The organism is Nonomuraea sp. SBT364, assembly GCF_001083785.1.
Classification (GTDB): domain Bacteria; phylum Actinomycetota; class Actinomycetes; order Streptosporangiales; family Streptosporangiaceae; genus Nonomuraea.
In genome coordinates, this window is record NZ_LAVL01000007.1 from 106,577 (window position 1) to 127,390 (window position 20,814).

Sequence of the window (20,814 nt, forward strand, 5' to 3'; positions counted from 1 at the left end):
AGGCATCTAGGAGCCCGGCCCTAATCGCCACGGTGGACAAGGCCACGCACGCGATGGTCACGGCTTGGGACGAGCCGTGGAGCCGGGGTCTTCGTGCGTGACGGTCCCCGGCGGGAATCCCATGCGGACCCTCTCCGCCGGCGCCGGGGGCGCCCCGTTCGAGCCCACCGCCGGGCCGTCGACGCGGCGGGCAACGAGGACGGCACCACCGTCGAGGGCTCCGGAGAAGCCTGCGCATGAACACGTCGTCTCGCGACCGCCCGCTCGGACCTGCGCTTCCACCGCCGCGTCGCCGACCTGGAGGCCGAACTCACCGATCCCGTGTCAACGTGCGATGCGGCTGAGGTCCGTTCATCAGGCCGAGCTACCGGTCAGGTTCTGCGTCGGGCGGCGATAGATCAGGTGCGTCACGCCGATCCCCTCGATGATCTCCGCCAGGTCGAAGTCGATCGGCGCTGTGTCGCCAAGCCCGGTCAGCATGGGTGTACCGGCGCCGAGAACCACCGGCACGATGTCCATCCGCAGCTCGTCGAGCAGGCCGGCGCTCAGCGCGTCGGCCACGGTGCCACCGGGGCCGACACCGACGTCGCGATCCCCTGCCACCTCACGGGCCCGCGCGATCGCGTTCTCCACGCCGTCACTGACGAACGTGAACGGCGTCGCAGTGGCCTCCCAGCCGACCGGCGGTGGACGGTGGGTGACGACGAACACCGGCACGCCGCTCGGGTGCCGCCCATTCCAACCCGCGGTGAGGTCGAACAGGTTGCGGCCGACGACACAGGCCCCGATCCGCTCCTGGAGTTCACGCAGGTACCGGGCGGTCGCCTCGGAGGTGAGGTAGGTCAGCCGATCCGGATCGGCCGTGGGGGTAGCGACGGTGCCGGCCGTGCACCATGCGAACAGCCGGTCGAACCCTGTCTGGCCAGGCCCGGAGATGTACCCGTCCAGCGAGACCGACGCCTGCGTGAAGACCTTTCCCATGGTGCCTCCAGAGCGTTCGCGATCTTGACAAAGCCGGACTGTAGCACATATAAAACCAACAGGTTATCGAACCGGAGGGTTATCGACATGGTTGCAAGCGACACGCTGGACGCGACCTTCGCGGCACTGGCCGACCCCACCCGGCGGGCCATCCTGGCCCGGCTCGCGACCGGTGAAGCCACGGTCACCGAGCTGGCCGCGCCGTTCGCGATGAGCCAGCCAGCCGTCTCCAAACACCTGCGGGTGCTCGAACGAGCCGGCCTGGTCAGTCGCGGCCGCGACGCGCAACGCCGGCCGCGCCGGCTGGTGGCCGAACCGCTCAGGACGGCCATGGACTGGCTTGCCGACTACCGCGACTACTGGGAAGCGAGCTACCAGCGACTGGATGCCCTGCTGGAGGACCTGCAGGACGGCGAAACGTGACATCTCCACACCCCGGCCTCGGGCTGCGGGTCGTCGCGTCCGGAACCACCGACCTCGTCCTCACGCGCACATTCGCCGCTCCCGCGCCGCTGGTCTTCGCCGCGCTCACCCAACCGGAACTGCTCCGCCGCTGGCACGGCGCGCGCGGCTGGCGGCTCACCGTCTGTGAGGTCGACCTGCGTCCCGGCGGTGCCTGGCGGTTCGTCTCCACCGGCCCGGCCGATGCCGAGATGGCACTCTATGGGCTGTTCCGCGAGGTCGTGCCGCCGGTGCGTCTCGTACAGACCGAGATCCACCGTGACTGGCCCGACGGTGAGGCACTGGTCATCACCGTTCTGGACGAGACAGACGGACGCACCGCCATGACCGTCACCGCGCGATATTCCTCGTCCGAGATCCGCGACGCTGTCGTGCGCAGCCCGATGGAACGCGGCGCCGGCGAAGGATACGACCGTCTTGCCGCCCTGCTCGCCAGCCTCATCCACGAAAGGCGCCATCCATGACCGGCACGCCCACCCCCGCCAACGAGATCCCCAAGGATTCCGGCAACCCACCCGTGCCGCCCGGCATGCTGTTGCTGGAGCTGGTGCCGGTACCGGTCACCGATGTCGACCGGGCCAAAGCCTTCTACCAGGACCGGCTCGGGTTCCGCCTCGACGTCGACGTCAACCCGAAGCCCGGCATCCGCATCGTCCAACTCACCCCACCCGGTTCGGCATGCTCGATCACCCTCGCCGAAGGTCTCCCCACCCTCGACATGCCTCCGGGAACACTGCGCGGTCTGCACCTGGTGGTCGCCGACATCAAGGCGTCCCGCGCTCAACTCGTCGAACGCGGCGTCGAGGTCAGCGAGGTCGAGGACCTCGGCGGAGTGTTCTACGCGTACTTCGCCGACCCCGACGGCAATACCTGGTGCCTCCAGCACATGCCCTGGCGTTGACCCCGGGGACGCGGCACAGCCGTCGTCAGACTTCGCACGTGCTCATCGGCATGTGCGACGAAAGACCGTGAGACCCACCGGGCGACCTCTGGGTGAACCATCCGCAGGAAGTCAGCCGCAGCACCGGGGACGGGCACGCGATCATTCTTCGCCCGAGACCTCCTCCCAGCGTCAGCCCCGTTCCTAACGGGTCGGTTCATGATCCTCATGCCAGAGTTCCATGCCGTCCTCGCCGTAGCCGACGATCTTGAAGCCTTCGGCGTACAGGTCGTCGGTACGCTGCTGCGTCCCGGCGAACATCCGGAAGCCGCCGATCTTCCACGGGTCGGGCCTGGTGTCGGCGCTCACTGACGTGCCGTCCCTGAAGATCAGTGCGACGCGCCTGGTCTTGGTGCTGGTGATGCCGAACCAGTGCTTCTGATGTTCTAGCAGCTCCACCTTCATGGGTTTGCCGTCCATGTCGATCAGCGCCCGGTCGGGGCCGCCTCTCTCGATCACCGCCAGGCCGGGTGAGAGGCCGTTCACTCCCACGGCCTGCCCAGCCAGTTTCCAGATCAGATTCTTGTCGGGCGTCACGTAGAGACCCGCGTCGAGCTTGCCGGGCATCTCCACGGTGCGGCCGACCGGCTTCATGTCTGCCTCGGGCACCACCATGGGCCGCGACTCGACCCGCTTGATCGTCTCGCCATCGCTGCCCGCGAACTCGAGCGCCGTCACCGTCTTGTCCGCAGGAACGGTCACGGTCCAGACGGCCCGAGGAGCGCCCTGCGGTGTCTGGAGCGTGCCGGTGACCCGCCCGCCTTCCTTGAGTACGGCCGCGACCTGAGCGACCTCGGCGTTGGCGGTGCCGTAGTGCAGCACCTTCCCCGTGGCGGGGAGCGGGAACGACTGGGTGGAGCCCTGGTCCGTGGCCTGCTCGCCGTCGATCGGCCTGTCGCTGCAGGATTTCGTCCGCCCCCCGGACCTGGACTTGTATTCCTGGCAGAAGACGGTGGTGCCGCTCTTCGTCCTGGCGTACCAGAACGAGATGGGGCGCTTCTCTGAGGGGTTGTCGATCGTCAGGCGCTTGCCGATGGGGGGCGTGTCCCAGACCGGGTTCCCGAGCGAGGGGTCCGGGGCGACGGTGGCGACGGTGGCGACGGTGGCGGCATCGCCGCGATCGTCGGTGCCGCGCGTGATCATCATCGTGATCGGCGCGGCGACCGCGACGACGCAGACGCCTGCCACCAGCGCGTTCCTGCGCATCCTGCGCCGCCGCGACCGGGACACCACCTCGGCGGGGAAGCCCTGCGGGGCCTGTGGCGCGCGCGTGGCGGCGTGCCCCAGTTTCGCGCGCAGACGGGATTCCAATGGGTCCATCATGCGGGGCTCCCGTTGATCTCTGAGGTGCTGGGCAGAACGGAACGGAGCTTGGCCAGGCCGAGAGAGGCGTGGCTGCGCACGGTCCCCCGGGAGATGCCGAGCACGTCGGCGATGTCCGTGTCGGACAGGTCCTCGTAGTAGCGCAGCACCAGTACGGCCCGCTGCTTGCGTGGCAGCGTGGCGAGCGCTTGCCACAGGCCCTCGTCGCTGTCGGAGGGCGGCGTGTCGAACCGAGCCGTCTCGTGCAGCGCCCAGTCCGGCCGCTCGCGCCTGCGTAACCGCCACGTGCTGATGTGCAGCCGGACCAGCGCCTCCTGCGTGAGGTCGGCCGCGTCGTGCGGGTTGCCGCTGAGCAGGTAGCCGTAGCGCAGCAGGGCGTCGGCGCGTTCCGCCACGAATTCCTCGAAGCGGGGCTCGTCCTCCAAAGACCTCTGCCTTTCCTCGTTCCGTCAGGGGATAGACGGCTCGGGAGGCCCAACTGTTGAATGCCCGCGGCCAAAGCCCGGGCGGGGAGTGGTCCGGAGGCGAGGTGTGTTGAGCGACAGAGTTCTGACGGTGCTTGCGACACCGTGGGTCAGTAGCGCACCGTAACCGTTGGCTTGGCCTGTCCTGCAGGAGTCACCTGCTCTGGGCTGGCCGCTGGGTATCGGTGTGTAGTACCAGGCCGCCGCCGAGGGCGGGCCGGAACCCCAGCTCAGCTAGGGCAGCATCGTCGATCTCGGTGACCACACGCAGGGCGCCGGCCTCGGCCGCCTCGAAGACCGCAAGTCGCACCAGCGCGTGGCATACCTCTGGCGGAAAGCCGGGCAGGACCTGCACCAGGTCGAGACGGACGGTGGTGCGCTCCTCGTTCTCCCAGGACGCGGCCGCCTGGCCGACGACGGTCATGCGGCGCTCGTTGTAGACGTAGGCCTGCAGCCAGCAGGCGAGCCTGCTTCCGGCGCTCAGCTGTCTGGGGATGGTCACGTCCAGTCCCGCCTTGGCCAGCCAGGAGCCGGGCTCGGTTGGATGTGGGGGCACCAGGCTGATGGAGTAGCCGGGTGGGTCGACGTCGGGGGCATCGCGGGGGTCCAGCAGGACGTACCCGCCGTGGACCGTCCGGCGGGCGCGGCGGACCAGCCCGGTCGCAAGCTCCTCCGAGAGCCGTCCCGCGACGTCCGCGGCCCATTCGTACGCCGAGTGCACCGGCAGGCCGGTCCACGGACTCCGCGGCGCCGTCGGATACTCGACTGCGATGGCGTAGAGGTTCGGGTCCCGCCGCCAGCGAAAGAGCACCAACATCCCGTCGGGCTCCGGTCTGACATTGACGCTGGAGTAGCCCTCCGTCACGGCGTCCGCACGTGACAGGCATGTCGTGACCGCTGCGAGGACCTCTTGCCGGGACCACTTGACCGCCATGTGTTCAGGCTCCCACACCCCCGTCTCTCACTCGATACGGTCGCGGCGGGCCCCCCGGAACCCTGATGCTGATCGATCACTTGCGAAACAACCTTCGTCATCCGGCAACCGGGCGCATGGCGGAGGTCGGCACGCTGGATCCGGTCATCGCCGAGCTGAGCGCCGCACCGGTCCGCGCCTACCTGGCCGGGCTCACCGACCTGACGCCGGCCAGCCGCACGCGCAAGCGCGCCGCGATCGCCTCCTCCACCATGTGGGCCGTCCGCCACGACCTCCTGGACGCCAACCCGATGGACCGCATCGACACCTCGCGAGGCGGCTTCCGGGCAGCACGCCACCCGGTTTCGCCTCCAGAGGCGCATGGCAGAAACTCGTCCCTCAACAAGGTGCACGCCCGGCGCCGCGCCGACCTCGGCCATGCTCGGGCCGCCGGGAGTCGTGGCTGAGCACTCCGTACCACACCGACATACATGTACCCATGTATGTATGATGGCGATCAGGACGGACGCCGACGGCGGGGGAAGCAGCATGAGCGGGACGGCCGTGCGCCGTACACAAGCCGACCGGCGAGCCAGGACGCGAGGGGCCATATTGGCGAGCGCCGCGCGAGGGCTGTCCACGTACGGGTACGCCAACCTGGTTCTGGAGCAGGTGGCGAGGGAGTCCGGCTACACCCGGGGAGCGCTCTACCATCTGTTCGCCAACAAGGAGGACCTCACCCTCGCGGTGGTGGAGTGGGTGAGCGAGACGTGGAATGCCGAGGTACGCCGCCCCGCTCTCGCCGAGGTCGATCCCCTGGCCTCGCTTCTGACGATGGCCAGGGGGCATGTCCTCTACTGCCGTCGCGACATGGCCAGGGTGATGCTCACCCTGCGGGTCGAATTCGCCGGGCAGGATCACCCGGTCGGGCGTGCGGTCGGCGACATCATCGACGAGCTGGAGGCCGAGTGCGCCAAGCTCATCGCCGCCGGTCGCCGCGGCGGCTCGATCCCGCCGGGACCGCCGGCCCACCTGGTGGCAGCCGCCTTCACCGGAGTGTTCGAGGCAGTCGCGATCGAGGTGGCCGGCCACGCCCCCCACGACATCGAGCTCATGGAGAGAGCAGTACGCGGGGTCCTCGGCGTCGCCCCGATCGTGTCGCCGTCACCGGCCTCGCACCCGTGACAGGCACGCGCCTCCGCCCGAAGGCCGCGGGCGCATGCGAAGACCTCCCAGCATGAACAACCGGCGCTGTCGGGTCAGAACGAGCGTCAGGATCGCGTCCACGACAGAAAGGTGACGAGCATGACGGAGAATTCTCGCCTGGCCGGGGAGGTGGTGGGCGTACATCTCAGCCCGGCTCACACGTTCAGCAAGGAAAGCAGGGATTTCATCGACCTGCTGGAGGGGCTGGGTGTCGACGGGGATGCCCATTGCGGGGTGACCGTGAAGCACAGGTCGCGAGTCAGGGCCGACGCCTCGCAACCCAATCTCCGCCAGGTTCATCTCATCCACTCCGAGCTGTTCGACTTCTTGAGCGAGGCCGACTTCGCGGTCAGGAGCGGCGACCTGGGCGAGAACATCACGACCCGGGGCATTGATCTGCTGGGACTACCCGTAGGGTCCAGGCTCGTGATCGGGGACGCGGTCATCTCCGTGACCGGCTTGCGCAATCCATGCCAGCAGATCAACGGCTTCATGGACGGGCTGCTGAAGCAGGTGGTGCGTACGGACGACGATGGAAACCTTGTCCGTCTGGCGGGAATCATGGGGACTGTGTCGCGGGGAGGGACAGTGAGACCCGGAGACCGGATTCGCGTCGAACTGCCGCCGCTTCCCCACCATGCGCTCACTCGGGTGTAGCCCTCAGCGCGACATGGTGGCCAGAGCCTCGGCTCACGGCCACCGTGTCCAAGCTCCTCAACTGCTCATGGGGTGCCGGTCGTCACGGGAGGGACCGGGCGGGGTGTCCTGCCACCTGTGGGCGATCTGCTTCATGAGCTGCGGATAGACGATCAGGTAGCGAAACGGCCGGATCCCGGCCATGTAGGCCCGCCCGAACACGCCATTCGGTTTGATCAGGGCGGCAGCCTGGGCGCGGTAACCGCCCGAGCCGTCGGGGACCCATCCGTAATGGGACAGGCCGTGCACGGTCTTGTTGGACAGCTCCCAGCACATCTCGTTGTGCGTGAGGTAGACCGGGCGAAACGGCGCCCCGTGGGGCACCGGCGGGAGTGGGCCGTCGCGCAGGTCGGCGGGTAGCCGGTCGCGCAGTGACGGCGCCCGGACGCCGAGGTCGTGTTCGGGTTTGTCCCAGCCCAGCAGCCGCCCGAGCTGCCAGCGCAGTCCCCACAGGGCTCGCGCCGGCCATGCCCAGCCGTCCGTCGGGTTGTGGTCAGCGCCGGCGATCCGTTCGCCCATCCGCACGAATCGCTCGAAGTCGTCAGGACCGCCTGGGGTCGGCAGCGCCCACACGTCCTCAAGGTGGAAGTCGGCAGCGATCTCGTGGATGCGCCACGGCTGATCGGTGTGCGCGCTGTCGGGGAGTCTCATGGCGTCGTACCGCCTGTCACTGGGAGCTGAGGGTGTGGCTTCGGGTGAGCCTGACCGGGGACGCGGGGGTGTCGTGGCGGGCGGCACTCGCCGCGATCAGGTTTCGGAACTAGAGTTTCGGTACTCACGTTCCGTATCATGCAGGCATGGCAGCGAGAAGGCAACAGGGCGGGCGCCCCCGGGACAGTCGCGTGGATCACAAGATCCTGCAGTCCACCCGTGAGCTGATCGAGGAGGTCGGCTACCCGGCCATGACCGTCGACCAGGTCGCGGCTCGCGCCGAGGTGGGCAAGGCGGCGATCTACCGCCGCTACGCCTCCAAGGCCGAGATGGCGTACGCCGCCACCATGCACGGGCAGCGACTGTCGCCGCTGGCCGACACCGGCTCCCTGCACGGGGACCTCCTGGCCCTGGTCCGCACGTTCCATGTCCACATGGCAACCCCGGCGGCCCGTCAGGTGGCACCGGCCCTGATAGCCGAACTGGCCGCCAATCCCGAGCTGGACACCCGGTTCCAGGACACCTTCCTGACCGCCGAACACGCCGACCTCGCCGAAATCATCGAACGAGCCGTGACCCGCGGCGAACTGGCCGGACCCGTCGACCCCACGCTCGCCCACCTGCTGCTGCTCGGCTCCCTCGCGGCCGGCCTGTACATCATCAACCTGCCCGTCGACGACACCGTGATCGCCGATCTGGCCGCCGCTGCCGCCGCCGGCATCGCCGCCCTGGCCGACCGGCACAACAGCGCCCCCGGCGGAACCGCCCGGCCGGACTGATGTATACATGCATGAACGTATGTAAGTACGATGCCCGTCGGCTCTCAGTGGGGTGGAGGAGGTATTCGTATGCCAGGTTCATGGGGTTCTGATCGTCGAGGGACGACCGCCGAGCGGGTGGCCCATGACGGTGGCGGCGATGCAGGTGGTGCGCGTCGGGCGAAGGCACCGTTTCGCTCGGTGGTGGCACTCGCCGTGGAGGGGATGAGCTCTTTCGCGCTGGGCGCGATTGGCTGGGGCTTCGCCGACCGTACGCATGCGGGGGTGCCGAAGTTCGATTTCCACGTGTGCGCGGAGGTGCCGGGCATCGTGCGCACCGATCTGGGCCTGCCGATGCCCGTGCCGCGCGGCCTGGACCTGCTGGCCGAGGCCGACCTGGTCGTGGTGCTGCCCGGACATGCGGCGGCTCCGCGGCCGTCGCCCGCCGTGACCTCGGCCCTGCGGGCCGCCTACCGGCGGGAGGCGATCATCGTCGCCTTCTGCGCCGGGGCCTATCTACTGGCCGACGCCCAACTGCTGGACGGTCGGCGGGCCACCACGCATGGGGACCTGATCGACGATTTCGCCGCCCGCTTCCCCCAGGTGAGCGTGGTGCCGGACGCGCTCTACATCGACGAGGGCCGCGTCGTCACCGGAGCCGGCGGCGCGGCCGGCCTCGATCTGTTCATGCACCTGCTACGCCGCGAACACGGTGCCCCCGTGGCCGACGCCATCGCCCGGGAGATGCTGACGGCACCGAACCGCGAGGGCGAGCCGGTCCGCCACCAGTACCAGCCCGGCTCGGCCACCGGCGCGGCTTCCCTCCGCGCCGTCATCCAGTGGCTGCATGCCAACCTGGACAAGCAGGTCTCGATCAGTGATCTGGCCGCCCGCGCCCTGATGAGCGAGCGCACGTTCAACCGCCAGTTCAAGGCCTTCACCGGCAGCACTCCCTATGCGTGGCTGTTGACCCGGCGCCTGCACCGCGCCGCCGAGCTCCTGGAGGCCACGAACCTCTCCATTCAGCAGATCGCCCGTAGCGTGGGCTTCAACACCCACGCCGCCTTCCGCCAGAGGTTCGCCAGGCTCCACGGCATCTCACCTCGCGCCTACCGCCAGAAGCTCCAGCACGACGCCTCCCGAGCCGAGGCACGGTGCGCGCCGCCGCCGGCCGAGGGGCCTCGACCACCGTGAGGTCGACCTCGTGGGCGGTGCGATTGACGTCGCCTCATAGACATATGTCAATATGGCGTATCGACAGTCATCTATGCAGGGAGCTCTGAGTGGAACCGCTGCAGATCCTGGAGTGCGGCCCGCCGCTGGTGCGCGAGGAGCTGGACGCCGTCCAGAGCGCCGAGATCGCCCGCGTGTTCAAGGCGCTGGGAGACCCGGTGCGGCTGCGGATCCTGTCGATCGTGGCCGCCCGGCAGGGCGGTGAGGCGTGCGTGTGCGACATCACCGACGCCTTCGACCTGACCCAGCCCACCATCAGCCACCACCTGAAGGTGCTCAAGGACGTCGGCCTGCTCACCTCCGAACGGCGCGGCATCTGGGTCCACTACCGGCTCGTCCCCGGGACGCTGTCGCGCCTGTCCGCCCTGCTCGACGTTCCGGCCACGGTCTGACCTGCGAGGATGGAAGCGATGTCGTCACGTACCGACCGCACTCAGGAGCCCGCGGAGGAGGCGACCACGGCCGTCGTCGGCCGGTTGCCGGTCCTGGACCGGTTCCTGCCGGTGTGGATCATCGCGGCGATGGCGGCCGGGCTGCTGCTCGGCCGGACCGTGCCGGGCCTGAACACCGGACTGGAAGCCGTCAAGATCGGCGAGATCTCCCTGCCCATCGTGCTCGGGCTGCTGCTCATGATGTACCCGGTGCTGGCCAAGGTCCGCTACGACCGGCTCGGCACCGTCACCGGCGACCGGCGCATGCTCCTCGCCTCCCTGGTGCTCAACTGGATCGCCGGACCGGCGCTGATGTTCGCCCTGGCCTGGACCTTCCTGCCCGACCTGCCCGAATACCGCACCGGCCTGATCATCGTCGGTCTCGCCCGCTGCATCGCCATGGTCCTCATCTGGAACGACCTGGCCTGCGGCGACCGCGAGTCGGCCGCCGTCCTCGTCGCCCTCAACTCGATCTTCCAGGTGGTCGCGTTCGGCGCGCTCGGCTGGTTCTACCTGGAGGTGCTGCCCGACCGGCTCGGCCTCTCCCAGGCCGCGCTCGACGTGTCGATGTGGGACATCGCCCAGTACGTCCTCATCTTCCTCGGCATCCCCCTGCTGGCCGGCTACCTGTCACGCAGGCTCGGCGAACGCGCCAAGGGCCGCGACTGGTACGAGAGCCGCTTCCTGCCACGCGTCGGCCCGCTCGCCCTCTACGGCCTGCTGTTCACCATCGTCATCCTGTTCGCCCTCCAGGGCGACACCATCACCTCCCAGCCCGCCGACGTGGCCCGCATCGCGCTGCCGCTGCTCGCCTACTTCGTCCTCATGTGGGGTGGCTCGTTCCTGACCGGCCGCGCCATCGGCCTGCCGTACGAGCGCACCACCACGCTCGCCTTCACCGCCGCCGGCAACAACTTCGAGCTCGCCATCGCCGTGGCCGTCGGCGTCTTCGGCGTCACCTCCGGCCAGGCGCTGGCCGGAGTCGTCGGCCCGCTCATCGAAGTGCCCGTCCTGGTCGCCCTCGTCTACGTCAGCCTGGCCGGCCGCCGCCTGTTCCGCAGCAAGGGGATCACCCATGCCTAGCGTCCTGTTCGTCTGCGTGCACAACGCCGGCCGCTCCCAGATGGCCGCCGGCTGGCTCACCCACCTGGCCGGCGACCGCATCGAGGTCCGCTCGGCCGGGTCCGCGCCCGCCGGCCAGATCAACCCGATCGCCGTCGAGGCCATGGCCGAGGTCGGCATCGACATCACCACCGCCCAGCCGAAGATCCTCACCACCGATGCCGTCCAAGCCTCCGACGTCGTCATCACCATGGGCTGCGGCGACGCCTGCCCCGTCTTCCCCGGCAAGCGCTACGAGGACTGGAAGCTCGACGACCCCGCCGGCCAGGGCATCGAGGCGGTACGCCCGATCCGCGACGAGATCCGCGACAGGGTCGAAAAGCTGGTCGACGAGCTTCTCGCGCACGCGAGAGGCGGCGCGGACGCCCAGCCGTCACGCTGACTGCCCGTGGAGCGCTGATTCGCGGGCAGGACGAGCGGGACCACAGCCCTTGCCCCGGTGCTGCCGGATCCCGGCGCGGGCGTCAGTGGCTCCCGGCGAGTTGTCCGGCGAGTGTGTCGTGCAGCTTGGCACTGGGCTGGTTGAGGCCGATGATGGTGACCTTCTTGCCGCGGGTGGCGTACTTGGTCTGTACGGCGTCGAGCGCGGCCACCGAGGAGGCGTCCCAGATGTGGGCGTCGGTGAGGTCGATGACCACGTCGTCAGGGTCGGTGGCGTAGGAGAACTGGTAGACGAGGTCGTTGCTGGAGGCGAAGAACAGCTCGCCGGTGACGGCGTAGACGACCTGCTTGCCGTCGGGGTCGAGGCAGGCGGTGACGTTGGCCAGGTGGGCGACGCGGCGGGCGAAGATGACCATGGCCGCGAGGCTGCCGACGACCACGCCGATGGCCAGGTTGTGGGTGGCCACGACCACGGCGACGGTGATCACCATGACGCCGGTCTCGCCGTACGGCATGCGCTTGAGGGTCGCCGGGGCGATGGAGTGCCAGTCGAAGGTGCCGAAGGAGACCAGGACCATCACGGCGACCAGGGCGGCCATCGGGATCTGCGACACCCACGGCCCGAAGACGATGCACAGGATCATCAGGAAGACACCGGCGGCGAAGGTGGAGATGCGGGTGCGCGCGCCGTTCTTCACGTTGATCATCGTCTGGCCGATCATCGCGCAGCCGCCCATGCCGCCGAAGAACCCGGTGACGATGTTGGCGATGCCCTGGCCGATGGACTCGCGGGTCTTGCCGGAGTGGGTGTCGGTGATGTCGTCCACCAGCTTGGCCGTCATCAGCGACTCCATCAGCCCGACCAGCGCGAAGGCGAAGGCGTACGGGGCGATCAGGGTGAGGGTGTCGAGCGTGAAGGGCACGTCGGGCAGGCCGGGGATCGGCAGCGATGACGGCAGCACGCCCTTGTCGCCCACGGTGGGCACGGCCAGTCCTGCGCCGAGGGTGATCGCGGTCAGGATGGCGATCGACACCAGCGGCGCGGGCACCGCCCTGGTGATGCGCGGAAAGAACACCATGAGTGCCAGACCCCCGATGACCAGCGGGTAGACCACCCACGGGACGCCGGTGAGCTCGGGCACCTGGGCCATGAAGATGAGGATGGCCAGCGCGTTGACGAAGCCGACCATCACGCTGCGCGGCACGAACCGCATCAGTTTGGCCACCCCCAGCGCGCCCAGCACCACCTGGAAGATCCCGCCCACGATGACCGCCGCCACCAGATGGCCCAGCCCGTGCTCACGGGCCAGCGGCGCGACCACCAGCGCGATCGCGCCGGTCGCCGCCGAGATCATCGCGGACCGGCCGCCCACGATGGAGATGACCACGGCCATGGTGAACGAGGCGAACAGCCCGATGCTGGGATCGACGCCGGCGATGATCGAGAACGAGATCGCCTCCGGGATCAACGCCAGCGCCACCACCAACCCCGACAGCAACTCGGTACGCAGCACCCGGGGCGTCAGATGGCGCAGATCGGGCATATGCGGGCGGCGCGCGGCCATGGCGGAAAGAGCAGACAAAGTCCATCCAGACAGGTAGGAGTCATCGACCACGACTGATCGACGCACGAATGAGGAAGCGATGAGGGGGCTCGCGCACGCGGCCGGAAGGATTACCGGATGCTGTCCGAGCGGCACTGTGGAACGGCAGGCTGGACGAGCACGATGGTTCCCCCGGGCGATCGCTGGCGGCAGACGCCCCGGACGGCGACCCATGCCGGGGACACGCGCTCGCTGGGCGCGCGAGCCACATGGCTAAATGTACCCTCACGTAAGAGTTGGTTCCACTCGGATGAAGGGTGAGAAAGGTCGCACAACCTACTCTTACGTCACCTTGACCCGCTCGGGCTGTCGCGGAAGGCGCTGAAGGTGTGCTGCTGACGATACCCGGCCTTCGGGGCACGGCCGGGTGGCGGCCGGGTGGCGGCCGGTCAGGCGTAGAGGGCGGCGATCGCGGCAAGCACCCGGTCCCGCGCGGAGCCGGCAGGGGTGAGGCCGATGAGCACGTAGTAGGCCAGCCCTTCGGCCAGAGCCACGAGCGACACCGCCTCCGCCTCGGCGTCCCGGTCGTGCCCGTGGTCCCGCCGGATCAGGTCCGCCATCTGCCGGTGGAAGCGGTCGTAGTCGGCTCGCAACCGGCCCGCGATGGCCTCATCGGCCAGGGCGAGCGCCGCGAAGGACTGGCGGACGCGCAGGTGCGCCCGGGTCGCGGCATCGTACGGGATGAGCTCGCACAGCACGACGGTGAGCACCTGTCTCGCGGGCGCGCCGGCGGCGTCGTGGCCGAGCTCGGCGTCGATGCGGGCGCTGCTCAACGCGTTGCCTCGGTCGAACGCGGCGGCGATCAGCTGCTCCTTCGCCGGGAAGTAGTGCTGGACGCGGCCGTGGGAGACGCCCGCCCGCGCGGCCACCTCGGTCAGGGACACCGCCTGCAAGCCTCTGTCGGCGACGATCGCCAGCACCGCATCCGCGATCTCCGCCCGCCGTTGCTCCTGGTGCGCTCCGGGACCCCGGGCCATTGCTCCCACCTTTCGACGTGGACATCTCGTCCTGTAGCCTGAGTATACCGATGTGATCGTATTGTTTTGCGGAGGTGTCGTTTGCGGGTCGTGCTGCCGCTCGTGTGCGCCGCCCAGTTCATGGTGGTGCTCGACGTCTCCGTGGTGAACGTCGCACTGCCGGCGATCCAGGACAGCCTGGCCTTCGACGCCCGGCACCTGCCGTGGGTCGGCAACGCCTACGCGCTGACCTTCGCCGGATTCCTGCTGCTCGGCGGCCGGTTGGCCGATCTGTACGGCCGCGAGAGGATGTTCGTCACCGGCCTGGCCCTGTTCAGCGCCGCCGCCCTGGCTGGTGGTCTGGCCGGCTCGGCCGCCGTGCTGATCGCCGCACGGGCCGCGCAGGGGCTCGGCGCGGCGATCCTCGCCCCGGTCACCCTGACGATCCTGACCACCACGTACGCCGAAGGTCCGCGACGTACCAGGGCGCTGGCCGTGTGGACGGCGGTCAGCCTGGCGGGCGGCACGGCGGGCAACCTCATCGGCGGCGCCCTCACCCAGTACGCGGGCTGGCGCTGGATCCTGCTGATCAATGTGCCGATCGGCGTGGCGGCCCTCGGGGCGGCCCGGCTCCTCGGCCGCCGTTCCCGGACGCGGACGGGCAACCGCCTCGACGTTCCGGGCGCGGTGCTGGCCACCGGCGGACTGGCCGCGCTCGCCTACGGCCTGAACGGGCCGGTGGAATTCGTGGTCGCCGGAGTCGTCATGGTGGTGCTGTTCGTCGTGGTCGAGGCGCGGTTCGCCCGGTCCCCGCTGATTCCGCCCCGGCTGGTGCGCAGACGGCCGATCTGGCTGGGCAACCTGGTGATGCTGCTGGCCGGCGCCTGTCTCAACCCGATGTGGTACTTCCTCACCCTGTCCATGCAGCAGGTCCTCGGCTACGGCCCGCTGGAGACCGGGCTCGGCTTCCTGCCGCACACCGTGCTCACCATGCTCGTCGGCCTGCGCCTGACGCCGTGGCTGATGCGGCGCGCCGACGACCGCGTCCTCGTCGTCACGGGGGCGCTGATCGCCGCCGCGGGCTTCCTGTGGCAGAGCCGCATCGCACCCGGCGAGCCCTACCTGACCGCCGTCCTCGGCCCCGCCATCGCGATCTCCGTGGGAGGCGGACTGCTCAACACGCCCCTCACCACCACCGTCACCTCCGGCGCGGACCCCGGCGACGCGGGAGCGGCCGCCGGCCTGATGAACACCACCAAGCAGATCGGCGGCGCCCTCGGCCTGGCCGCCCTCGTCACCCTGGCACCGGGAACCACCGGGACACCGCAGGCGCTGGCAGCCGGCTACAGCACCGCGTTCCTGGCCATCTCGGCCATCCTGGCGACCGCCGCCGTCCTGTCACTCGCCCTTCCGCCACGGCGTGACGCCGAGGCGGACGGACGCACCCCGCGCGGCTGACGCGCTTCGGGCACGGGCGTCATCGGGACGCCTCCGCGTCGCCCATCTGTTTGACGAAGTGCCCGCGGCAGTGGGGGCAGCAGAAGCCGTAGGTCCGCCCATCGCGCTCCAGCATGACGGCCTCTTGTAGCGGGACCGTGGCGCCGCACACGGGATCGACGACCATGTCGTCGGCGACCGGCGCCGCAGGGCCGCTCTTGGCCTGCTCGATCAGCGCCAGGACGTCGGAGGAGCGCTGGGGCCGCCCGTGCAGGCCGTAGGCGCCCTCGGGCAGGCTGATGACGTGCACCACGGCCCGCGGCTCGGGATCGCCCGCCGCCTGAGCCAGTTCCGCGGTGATGCGGGAGACGAGGTGCTCGCTCATCTCCTTTCCCCACATCCCGACGATCACGTTCACCACGAACCAGGGGCCCTGCGCGGGGTCGAGCAACCGGCCGCCGGCGATCCACACCTCCTCCTCGCGCACCACCACATGGGAGAGCGAATCGAACAGGTCGATCACACCGGGATCGGCGGCCATCGTCTCTCCGTTCGCGGACGACAACAGACGCCGCGCGCTCAGCCGCAAGGCGAGGCTTCGGCGCTCTCGCTCATCGAAAACACCTCTGGGCACCAGTAGCTCGACAAAGAGCATCCTCGGTCCGTCCTTTCGAAGAGGGTCGATCCGCGGAAATGCTTTCGCACCGGCGGCCCCGCCGTCGTCACCCGGGAGACGGCTTTCCCGGCTACCTCGCCGGTCGTAGCGGGCAGCCGCGCTACGACGGCAGGAGTAGCGCGGCGCGTTCCGTACGGGCATCGGTGTGCGATTCACAACTCCACGCGGCCATTGACATGAAGACATAGCCATGGTTCGAGTTTTATTCTGCCCAATCGCACCGCAACTCAACTGTTGCGAAAATCGTTTTGCGCCTCCTATATTAACCGGGCTGCCTTTCGATAAGTCCATTGAAGACGGGGCGTCGAGTCCATTTGGGCCCACCCTTAAATGACGTGCCAGGCCCCTCGAACAATTGCCGTGAAATGAGGAGATCAGTATGACGTGGGAGACCGGGCACCCGTGGCTGCCTTCGGTCGCGGTGTCGCGATGCGTCGGCGACGGCACCGGTTACGAGCCGCCCAAGCTGACGGCGAACGCCGTCGGAAACCTGGCGGAGTTCAGCGCGGACGGGATCCAGTTCGGGTTCTCGGTCTTCGAAGGGATGCGCGTCTTCGTCACGGATCCGGCGTTCCTCGTCTTCCGGGCGCGCGACCACCACGAGAGGCTGAGGGTCTCGTGTGCGGCGCTCGCCCTGCCCTGCCCGGCGTACGACGTGTTCGTCGAGGCCGTCGGACGGGTGGTGCGGGCCAACTGGGACGGCAGCGCGACGCGCCTGTACGTCAGGCCCGTCGTGTTCGCGGCAGGCGGCGACGTCATGCCGCAGCGGAGCCGCAAGTACGTCTTCGCGGTCCTGGTGAAGAGGTTCGATCCCGTCCTGGACGGCATGGGCGTCCTCGTCGAGGAGTGCATGCCGCGGACGGTTCCGATGCTGGCGGCCGTCAAGACCGCCGGCAACTACACGAGCTCCGCGCTGGCGACGCGGAACGCCCGCGAGACGGGATGCGACACGATCCTGTGGCTCGACGACAACGGCTGCCTCCAGGAGTGCACGACCATGAACGTGTTCCTGTGCCTCGGCGGTCAGATCGTCACCCCGAGACTCGGCTCGATCCTGCCCGGCATCACCCGCCGGACCGTGCTGGACCTGCTGGCCGGCATGGGCGAGCGGGCGGTCGAACGGGACATCCGCCTGTCCGAGGTGACCGACGCGCTCGTCCGGCGGGAGGAGCTGTGCATGTTCGCGACGTCCACCGCGCTCGGCATCCAGCGGGTGACGCGTCTGCGGCTGGGCTCCGGCGACCACCTGCTCGACGGGAAGGTGCCGCGTACGTGGAGCCGCGTCGAGGAGCAGTACGCGTGGGTGACGGAGCGGTTCACCGAAGCGAACGGCTCGTACCCGGCCATCGTGTCGCGTTCTCATCGCGGCGACGTGCGTGCCCGCTACGGATTGGATTGACGCGATCCGACGGCTCGTAAAGCCGATAAAGGCAATCGCGGATGGATTCGCGGAGACACGCGGCCTTCCGCGCGCCGTGACCGGCCTTCTCGCTTCTGTAATAGCCTGGCCCGGTGTCCTCGCAGATTACCGGTCCCTACTTCGGTGAATACGGCGGCCAGTTCGTGCCGCAGATCCTCGTAGAGCCCCTCCGCCAGTTGGAGAAGTGCTTCGTCGACGCCTGGTCCGACCAGGCGTTCAGGGAGGAATACAGCACCCTCCTGAGGGAGTACGCCGGGCGGCCGACGTCGCTGACCCGGGTGCGCAACCTGACCGAGGGCACCAGGACCCGGCTCTACCTCAAGCGGGAGGACCTGCTCCACGGCGGCGCGCACAAGACCAACCAGGTGATCGGCCAGGCGCTGCTCACCAAGCGGATGGGCAAGTCCTCGATCATCGTCGAGACCGGCGCCGGCCAGCACGGTGTTGCGTCCGCCATCGCGGCGGCGCTGTTCGGGCTGAAGTGCCGCATCTACATGGGCCGCGTCGACACCGAGCGGCAGCAGCCCAACGTGGAGCGGATGCGGCTGCTCGGCGCCGAGGTGATCCCGGTCGATTCGGGGTCACGCACCCTGAAGGACGCCTGCAACGAGGCCCTGCGCGACTGGTCGGGGTCCTACATGGACAGCCACTACGTGCTGGGCACCGCGGCCGGGCCGCACCCGTACCCGACCATCGTGCGGGAGTTCCAGCGGGTGATCGGCGACGAGGCTCGGGCGCAGATCCTGGAGCGGGAGGGCCGGCTGCCCGACCGGGTGGTCGCCTGCGTCGGCGGCGGCTCCAACGCGATCGGCGTGTTCACCGCGTTCGTGCCGGACGAGTCGGTGGAGCTGGTCGCGGTCGAGGCCGGTGGGCACGGGGTCGACACCGGCAAGCACGGCGCGTCCATCGGGAAGGGCGAGCCGGGCATCTTCTTCGGCATGCGCTCCAGGCTGCTGTCGGACCCCGATGGGCAGATCTTCGAATCGCACTCGATCTCGGCCGGTCTCGACTTCCCGTCGGTCGGCCCCGAGTTGTCCTACCTCGTCGACTCGGGCAGGGTGCGCTGTGAGTCGGCCACCGACGACGAGGCCGTCGGCGCGTTCGTGGCGCTGACCAGGCGCGAGGGCATCATCCCGGCGCTGGAGAGCTCGCACGCGCTGGCGTTCGCGCTCAAGGAGATCCGCTCCGAGCCCGACAGGGAGCAGGTGGTCGTGGTCAACCTCTCGGGCCGGGGCGACAAGGACCTCGCCACCGTGACGTCATACCTTCAGGAGAAGGGGGAGCTCTGATGAGCCGCTACGCCGCGATGTTCGAGTCGGCCCGGGCCGACGGCAGGGCGCCGGTGATGGCCTGGTCGGTCGTCGGCGACCCGACCCCGGAGGCGTGGCTGGACGTCGTCGACGCGGTGGTCTCCGCCGGGGCGTCGGCGCTGGAGCTGTCGCTCGCGTTCTCGGACCCGTCCGCGGACGGGCCGGTCAACCAGGACGCCTACACCCGGGTGCTCGGCAAGGTGGACAAACACCGCACCTTCGCGCTGATCAAGCAGGTGCGCGAACGGTATCCCGAGCTGCCCATCGGGTTGATGACCTACGCGAACCTGGTCTACACGCCTTCCCCGAAGGTGTTCTACGCCGCGTGCGCCGCGGCGGACGTGGACTCGGTGCTGGTCGCCGACGTGCCGGTGCACGAGGCCGGGATCTTCCGCGGCGTGGCGGCCGCACATGGCATCGAGGTGGTGCTCATCGCGCCGCCCAACGCGCGGGAGGCCGAGCTCAAGGCGATCGCCGAGCAGTCGCAGGGGTTCGTCTACCTGGTGTCCCGCGCCGGTGTCACCGGCACCGAGCGTGAGGCCCAGTCGCCGCTGGCATCGGTGATCGGCACGCTCAAGCAGTACGGCGGCCCGCCGACCATCCTCGGCTTCGGCATCTCGCGGGCCGAACACGTCCGCAACGCGATCGCGGCCGGGGCGGACGGTGTGGTGATCGGGTCGGCGTTCGCGAAGCTGGTCACCGATCACGTCGACGACCCGGCCGCGCTCGCCACGGCCTCGGCGGCGCTGATCACCGAGCTGCGCTCGGGCGCCGGTCTCTGAGGCGACGGCTCCGCAATTCGCCGCCGCGGCTCACCAGCGGGCGGCGATCGAAAGGAATGCCGTCGGCCGCCTGAACTCGCCTGGTGCCACTGGTTCCATGACAAGATATTTCCCGATATGCCAGTATCTGTCGGGTGACACTGGGGGATCTACGGGACCAAATTCCCGGCTATCAGCTCATCGAGCCGGTAGGCCAGGGCGGTTTCGCCGTGGTTTACCGTGCTCTGCACGAGCGGGTCGGCCGGGTGGTCGCCGTGAAGATTCTTTCGGTGGCCGACCTCGACGAGCGGGCGCTCCGGAACTTCCGGCGCGAGCTGGAGGTCATGGGGCGGCTGAGCGACCATCCCAACATCGTGGCGGCGCTGGACACCGGCATGACCGCCAACGGCCGGCCGTACATCGTCATGGACTTCCACGAAGGCGGGAGCCTCTACAACCGGCTGCGCGCGGCGGGAACGGTCCCGGTGAACGAGACGCTGCGGATCGGGGTGAAGGTCGCCGGGGCGCTGGCGGCGGTGCACGACGCCGGCGTCTTCCACGGCGACATCAAGCCGCAGAACGTGCTCGTCTCCAAGTACGGCGAGCCGGCGCTGGCCGACTTCGGCGTGGCGCGCATGCTGGACGTCGGGCAGCTGTCGTCCAACACGCTCACCTTCACGCCGCACCACGCCGCCCCCGAGGTGCTCAACGGCTCGCCCCAGAACGTGCGCTCCGACGTGTACGCGCTCGGGTCGACGCTCTACCAGTTGCTGGCCGGGCGGCCCGCCTACCATGATCCGGCCGATGCCGGGGTCGCCCCGTTGCTGCTCAGGGTGCTCAGGCAGCCGCTGCCCCCGTTGCCGGAGCACGGGGTCCCCGCTCCGCTGCGCGCCCTCGTCGAGCGGGCGATGTCGAAGGAGCCCGGCGCGCGGCCCCAGGACGCCTGGGCCTTCGTCCGGGAGTTACAGGACGTGCAGCGGGCTCTCGCGCTCCCGGTGACCGAACCGGCGACCGCCATCCACCAGCCGCCCGACGAGCTCGTCCGGCCACGTGATGCCCTGCGCGCCCGCGCCCGCCACCAGGAGGATC

The 20,814-nt window shown here is 69.4% G+C and carries 24 protein-coding genes; 16 read left to right on the plus strand and 8 right to left on the minus strand.

Annotated elements, in window-relative coordinates; genetic code table 11:
• Positions 1 to 354: 354 nt before the first annotated feature.
• Entirely contained in the window at positions 355 to 981 is a 627-nt protein-coding gene (locus ADY59_RS05930) for a dihydrofolate reductase family protein (RefSeq protein ID WP_049558658.1), read from the minus strand.
• Between the two features lie 87 nt (positions 982 to 1,068).
• Between ADY59_RS05930 and ADY59_RS05935 the strand changes: the two genes are divergently transcribed.
• From ADY59_RS05935 to ADY59_RS05945, 3 genes are read left to right on the plus strand one after another with little or no spacing between them, the layout of a single operon-like run.
• Complete coding sequence (locus ADY59_RS05935; protein WP_049558659.1) at positions 1,069 to 1,404, plus strand: ArsR/SmtB family transcription factor; 336 nt, start codon at positions 1,069 to 1,071, stop codon at positions 1,402 to 1,404.
• Positions 1,401 to 1,907, plus strand: a complete 507-nt coding sequence (locus tag ADY59_RS05940; RefSeq protein WP_082309893.1) for an SRPBCC family protein — start codon at positions 1,401 to 1,403, stop codon at positions 1,905 to 1,907. Before ADY59_RS05935 ends, ADY59_RS05940 begins: the two co-directional genes overlap by 4 nt.
• The gene (locus tag ADY59_RS05945; protein WP_049558662.1) at positions 1,904 to 2,344 is read left to right on the plus strand and encodes a VOC family protein; all 441 of its coding nucleotides are present in this window, start codon (positions 1,904 to 1,906) and stop codon (positions 2,342 to 2,344) included. The genes ADY59_RS05940 and ADY59_RS05945 overlap by 4 nt, the downstream gene beginning before the upstream one ends.
• Before the next feature lie 183 nt (positions 2,345 to 2,527).
• On the opposite strand, the gene ADY59_RS05950 is transcribed toward ADY59_RS05945, so the two are convergent.
• The 3 genes from ADY59_RS05950 to ADY59_RS05960 form a co-directional block, all read right to left on the minus strand.
• Positions 2,528 to 3,706 carry a hypothetical protein gene (locus ADY59_RS05950; protein ID WP_156325323.1) on the minus strand — a complete coding sequence of 393 codons (1,179 nt, stop codon included), beginning with the start codon at positions 3,704 to 3,706 and terminating at the stop codon, positions 2,528 to 2,530.
• Complete coding sequence (locus ADY59_RS05955; RefSeq protein WP_049558667.1) at positions 3,703 to 4,131, minus strand: SigE family RNA polymerase sigma factor; 429 nt, start codon at positions 4,129 to 4,131, stop codon at positions 3,703 to 3,705. The genes ADY59_RS05950 and ADY59_RS05955 overlap by 4 nt, the downstream gene beginning before the upstream one ends.
• 193 nt (positions 4,132 to 4,324) lie before the next feature.
• Positions 4,325 to 4,987: a hypothetical protein gene (locus tag ADY59_RS05960; protein ID WP_231618565.1), complete on the minus strand. Its 663-nt coding sequence runs from the start codon at positions 4,985 to 4,987 to the stop codon at positions 4,325 to 4,327.
• Between the two features lie 182 nt (positions 4,988 to 5,169).
• Here ADY59_RS05960 and ADY59_RS51095 point away from each other — a divergent pair, with 182 nt between their 5' ends.
• The 3 genes from ADY59_RS51095 to ADY59_RS05975 all read left to right on the plus strand — a co-directional run bounded on the left by ADY59_RS51095 (position 5,170) and on the right by ADY59_RS05975 (position 6,946).
• On the plus strand, positions 5,170 to 5,550 hold the full coding sequence (locus tag ADY59_RS51095) for a hypothetical protein (protein ID WP_197093459.1): 381 nt from the start codon (positions 5,170 to 5,172) through the stop codon (positions 5,548 to 5,550).
• A 145-nt stretch (positions 5,551 to 5,695) separates the two neighbouring features.
• Positions 5,696 to 6,268 (plus strand): TetR/AcrR family transcriptional regulator, encoded by a 573-nt coding sequence (locus tag ADY59_RS05970; protein WP_231618566.1) that lies wholly within the window; start codon positions 5,696 to 5,698, stop codon positions 6,266 to 6,268.
• Between the two features lie 120 nt (positions 6,269 to 6,388).
• The gene (locus ADY59_RS05975; protein WP_049558734.1) at positions 6,389 to 6,946 is read left to right on the plus strand and encodes an MOSC domain-containing protein; all 558 of its coding nucleotides are present in this window, start codon (positions 6,389 to 6,391) and stop codon (positions 6,944 to 6,946) included.
• A gap of 57 nt (positions 6,947 to 7,003) precedes the next feature.
• Here the strand turns inward: ADY59_RS05975 and ADY59_RS05980 are convergent, their stop codons facing one another.
• On the minus strand, positions 7,004 to 7,636 hold the full coding sequence (locus ADY59_RS05980; RefSeq protein WP_049558675.1) for a DUF2867 domain-containing protein: 633 nt from the start codon (positions 7,634 to 7,636) through the stop codon (positions 7,004 to 7,006).
• 191 nt (positions 7,637 to 7,827) lie between these two features.
• Between ADY59_RS05980 and ADY59_RS05985 the strand changes: the two genes are divergently transcribed.
• The 5 genes from ADY59_RS05985 to ADY59_RS06005 all read left to right on the plus strand — a co-directional run bounded on the left by ADY59_RS05985 (position 7,828) and on the right by ADY59_RS06005 (position 11,562).
• The gene (locus tag ADY59_RS05985; RefSeq protein WP_197093460.1) at positions 7,828 to 8,415 is read left to right on the plus strand and encodes a TetR/AcrR family transcriptional regulator; all 588 of its coding nucleotides are present in this window, start codon (positions 7,828 to 7,830) and stop codon (positions 8,413 to 8,415) included.
• A gap of 204 nt (positions 8,416 to 8,619) precedes the next feature.
• Entirely contained in the window at positions 8,620 to 9,588 is a 969-nt protein-coding gene (locus ADY59_RS05990; protein ID WP_053174477.1) for a GlxA family transcriptional regulator, read from the plus strand.
• Between the two features lie 89 nt (positions 9,589 to 9,677).
• Positions 9,678 to 10,019, plus strand: coding sequence for an ArsR/SmtB family transcription factor (locus ADY59_RS05995; protein WP_049558679.1), 342 nt, complete (start codon positions 9,678 to 9,680; stop codon positions 10,017 to 10,019).
• 18 nt (positions 10,020 to 10,037) lie between these two features.
• Positions 10,038 to 11,141 (plus strand): ACR3 family arsenite efflux transporter, encoded by a 1,104-nt coding sequence (gene arsB / locus ADY59_RS06000; protein WP_049558680.1) that lies wholly within the window; start codon positions 10,038 to 10,040, stop codon positions 11,139 to 11,141.
• Positions 11,134 to 11,562, plus strand: coding sequence for an arsenate reductase ArsC (locus tag ADY59_RS06005; protein WP_049558682.1), 429 nt, complete (start codon positions 11,134 to 11,136; stop codon positions 11,560 to 11,562). Before arsB ends, ADY59_RS06005 begins: the two co-directional genes overlap by 8 nt.
• Positions 11,563 to 11,644: 82 nt before the next feature.
• Here the strand turns inward: ADY59_RS06005 and ADY59_RS06010 are convergent, their stop codons facing one another.
• Both ADY59_RS06010 and ADY59_RS06015 read right to left on the minus strand, forming a co-directional pair.
• Positions 11,645 to 13,126 (minus strand): SulP family inorganic anion transporter, encoded by a 1,482-nt coding sequence (locus tag ADY59_RS06010; RefSeq protein ID WP_049558685.1) that lies wholly within the window; start codon positions 13,124 to 13,126, stop codon positions 11,645 to 11,647.
• A 428-nt stretch (positions 13,127 to 13,554) separates the two neighbouring features.
• Entirely contained in the window at positions 13,555 to 14,142 is a 588-nt protein-coding gene (locus tag ADY59_RS06015) for a TetR/AcrR family transcriptional regulator (protein ID WP_049558687.1), read from the minus strand.
• 90 nt (positions 14,143 to 14,232) lie between these two features.
• Between ADY59_RS06015 and ADY59_RS06020 the strand changes: the two genes are divergently transcribed.
• Positions 14,233 to 15,579 (plus strand): MFS transporter, encoded by a 1,347-nt coding sequence (locus ADY59_RS06020; protein WP_231618570.1) that lies wholly within the window; start codon positions 14,233 to 14,235, stop codon positions 15,577 to 15,579.
• Between the two features lie 19 nt (positions 15,580 to 15,598).
• Here the strand turns inward: ADY59_RS06020 and ADY59_RS51100 are convergent, their stop codons facing one another.
• Entirely contained in the window at positions 15,599 to 16,213 is a 615-nt protein-coding gene (locus tag ADY59_RS51100; protein WP_197093463.1) for a YHS domain-containing protein, read from the minus strand.
• Between the two features lie 400 nt (positions 16,214 to 16,613).
• Between ADY59_RS51100 and ADY59_RS06030 the strand changes: the two genes are divergently transcribed.
• The 4 genes from ADY59_RS06030 to ADY59_RS06045 all read left to right on the plus strand — a co-directional run.
• Positions 16,614 to 17,633: an aminotransferase class IV gene (locus tag ADY59_RS06030; protein ID WP_049558691.1), complete on the plus strand. Its 1,020-nt coding sequence runs from the start codon at positions 16,614 to 16,616 to the stop codon at positions 17,631 to 17,633.
• Positions 17,634 to 17,746: 113 nt separating this feature from the next.
• Positions 17,747 to 18,943: a tryptophan synthase subunit beta gene (gene trpB, locus ADY59_RS06035; protein ID WP_082309894.1), complete on the plus strand. Its 1,197-nt coding sequence runs from the start codon at positions 17,747 to 17,749 to the stop codon at positions 18,941 to 18,943.
• On the plus strand, positions 18,943 to 19,746 hold the full coding sequence (gene trpA / locus ADY59_RS06040) for a tryptophan synthase subunit alpha (RefSeq protein WP_049558692.1): 804 nt from the start codon (positions 18,943 to 18,945) through the stop codon (positions 19,744 to 19,746). Before trpB ends, trpA begins: the two co-directional genes overlap by 1 nt.
• A 209-nt stretch (positions 19,747 to 19,955) precedes the next feature.
• Positions 19,956 to 20,814: serine/threonine-protein kinase (locus tag ADY59_RS06045; protein ID WP_197093464.1), on the plus strand; the 859-nt coding region annotated here is incomplete at its 3' end.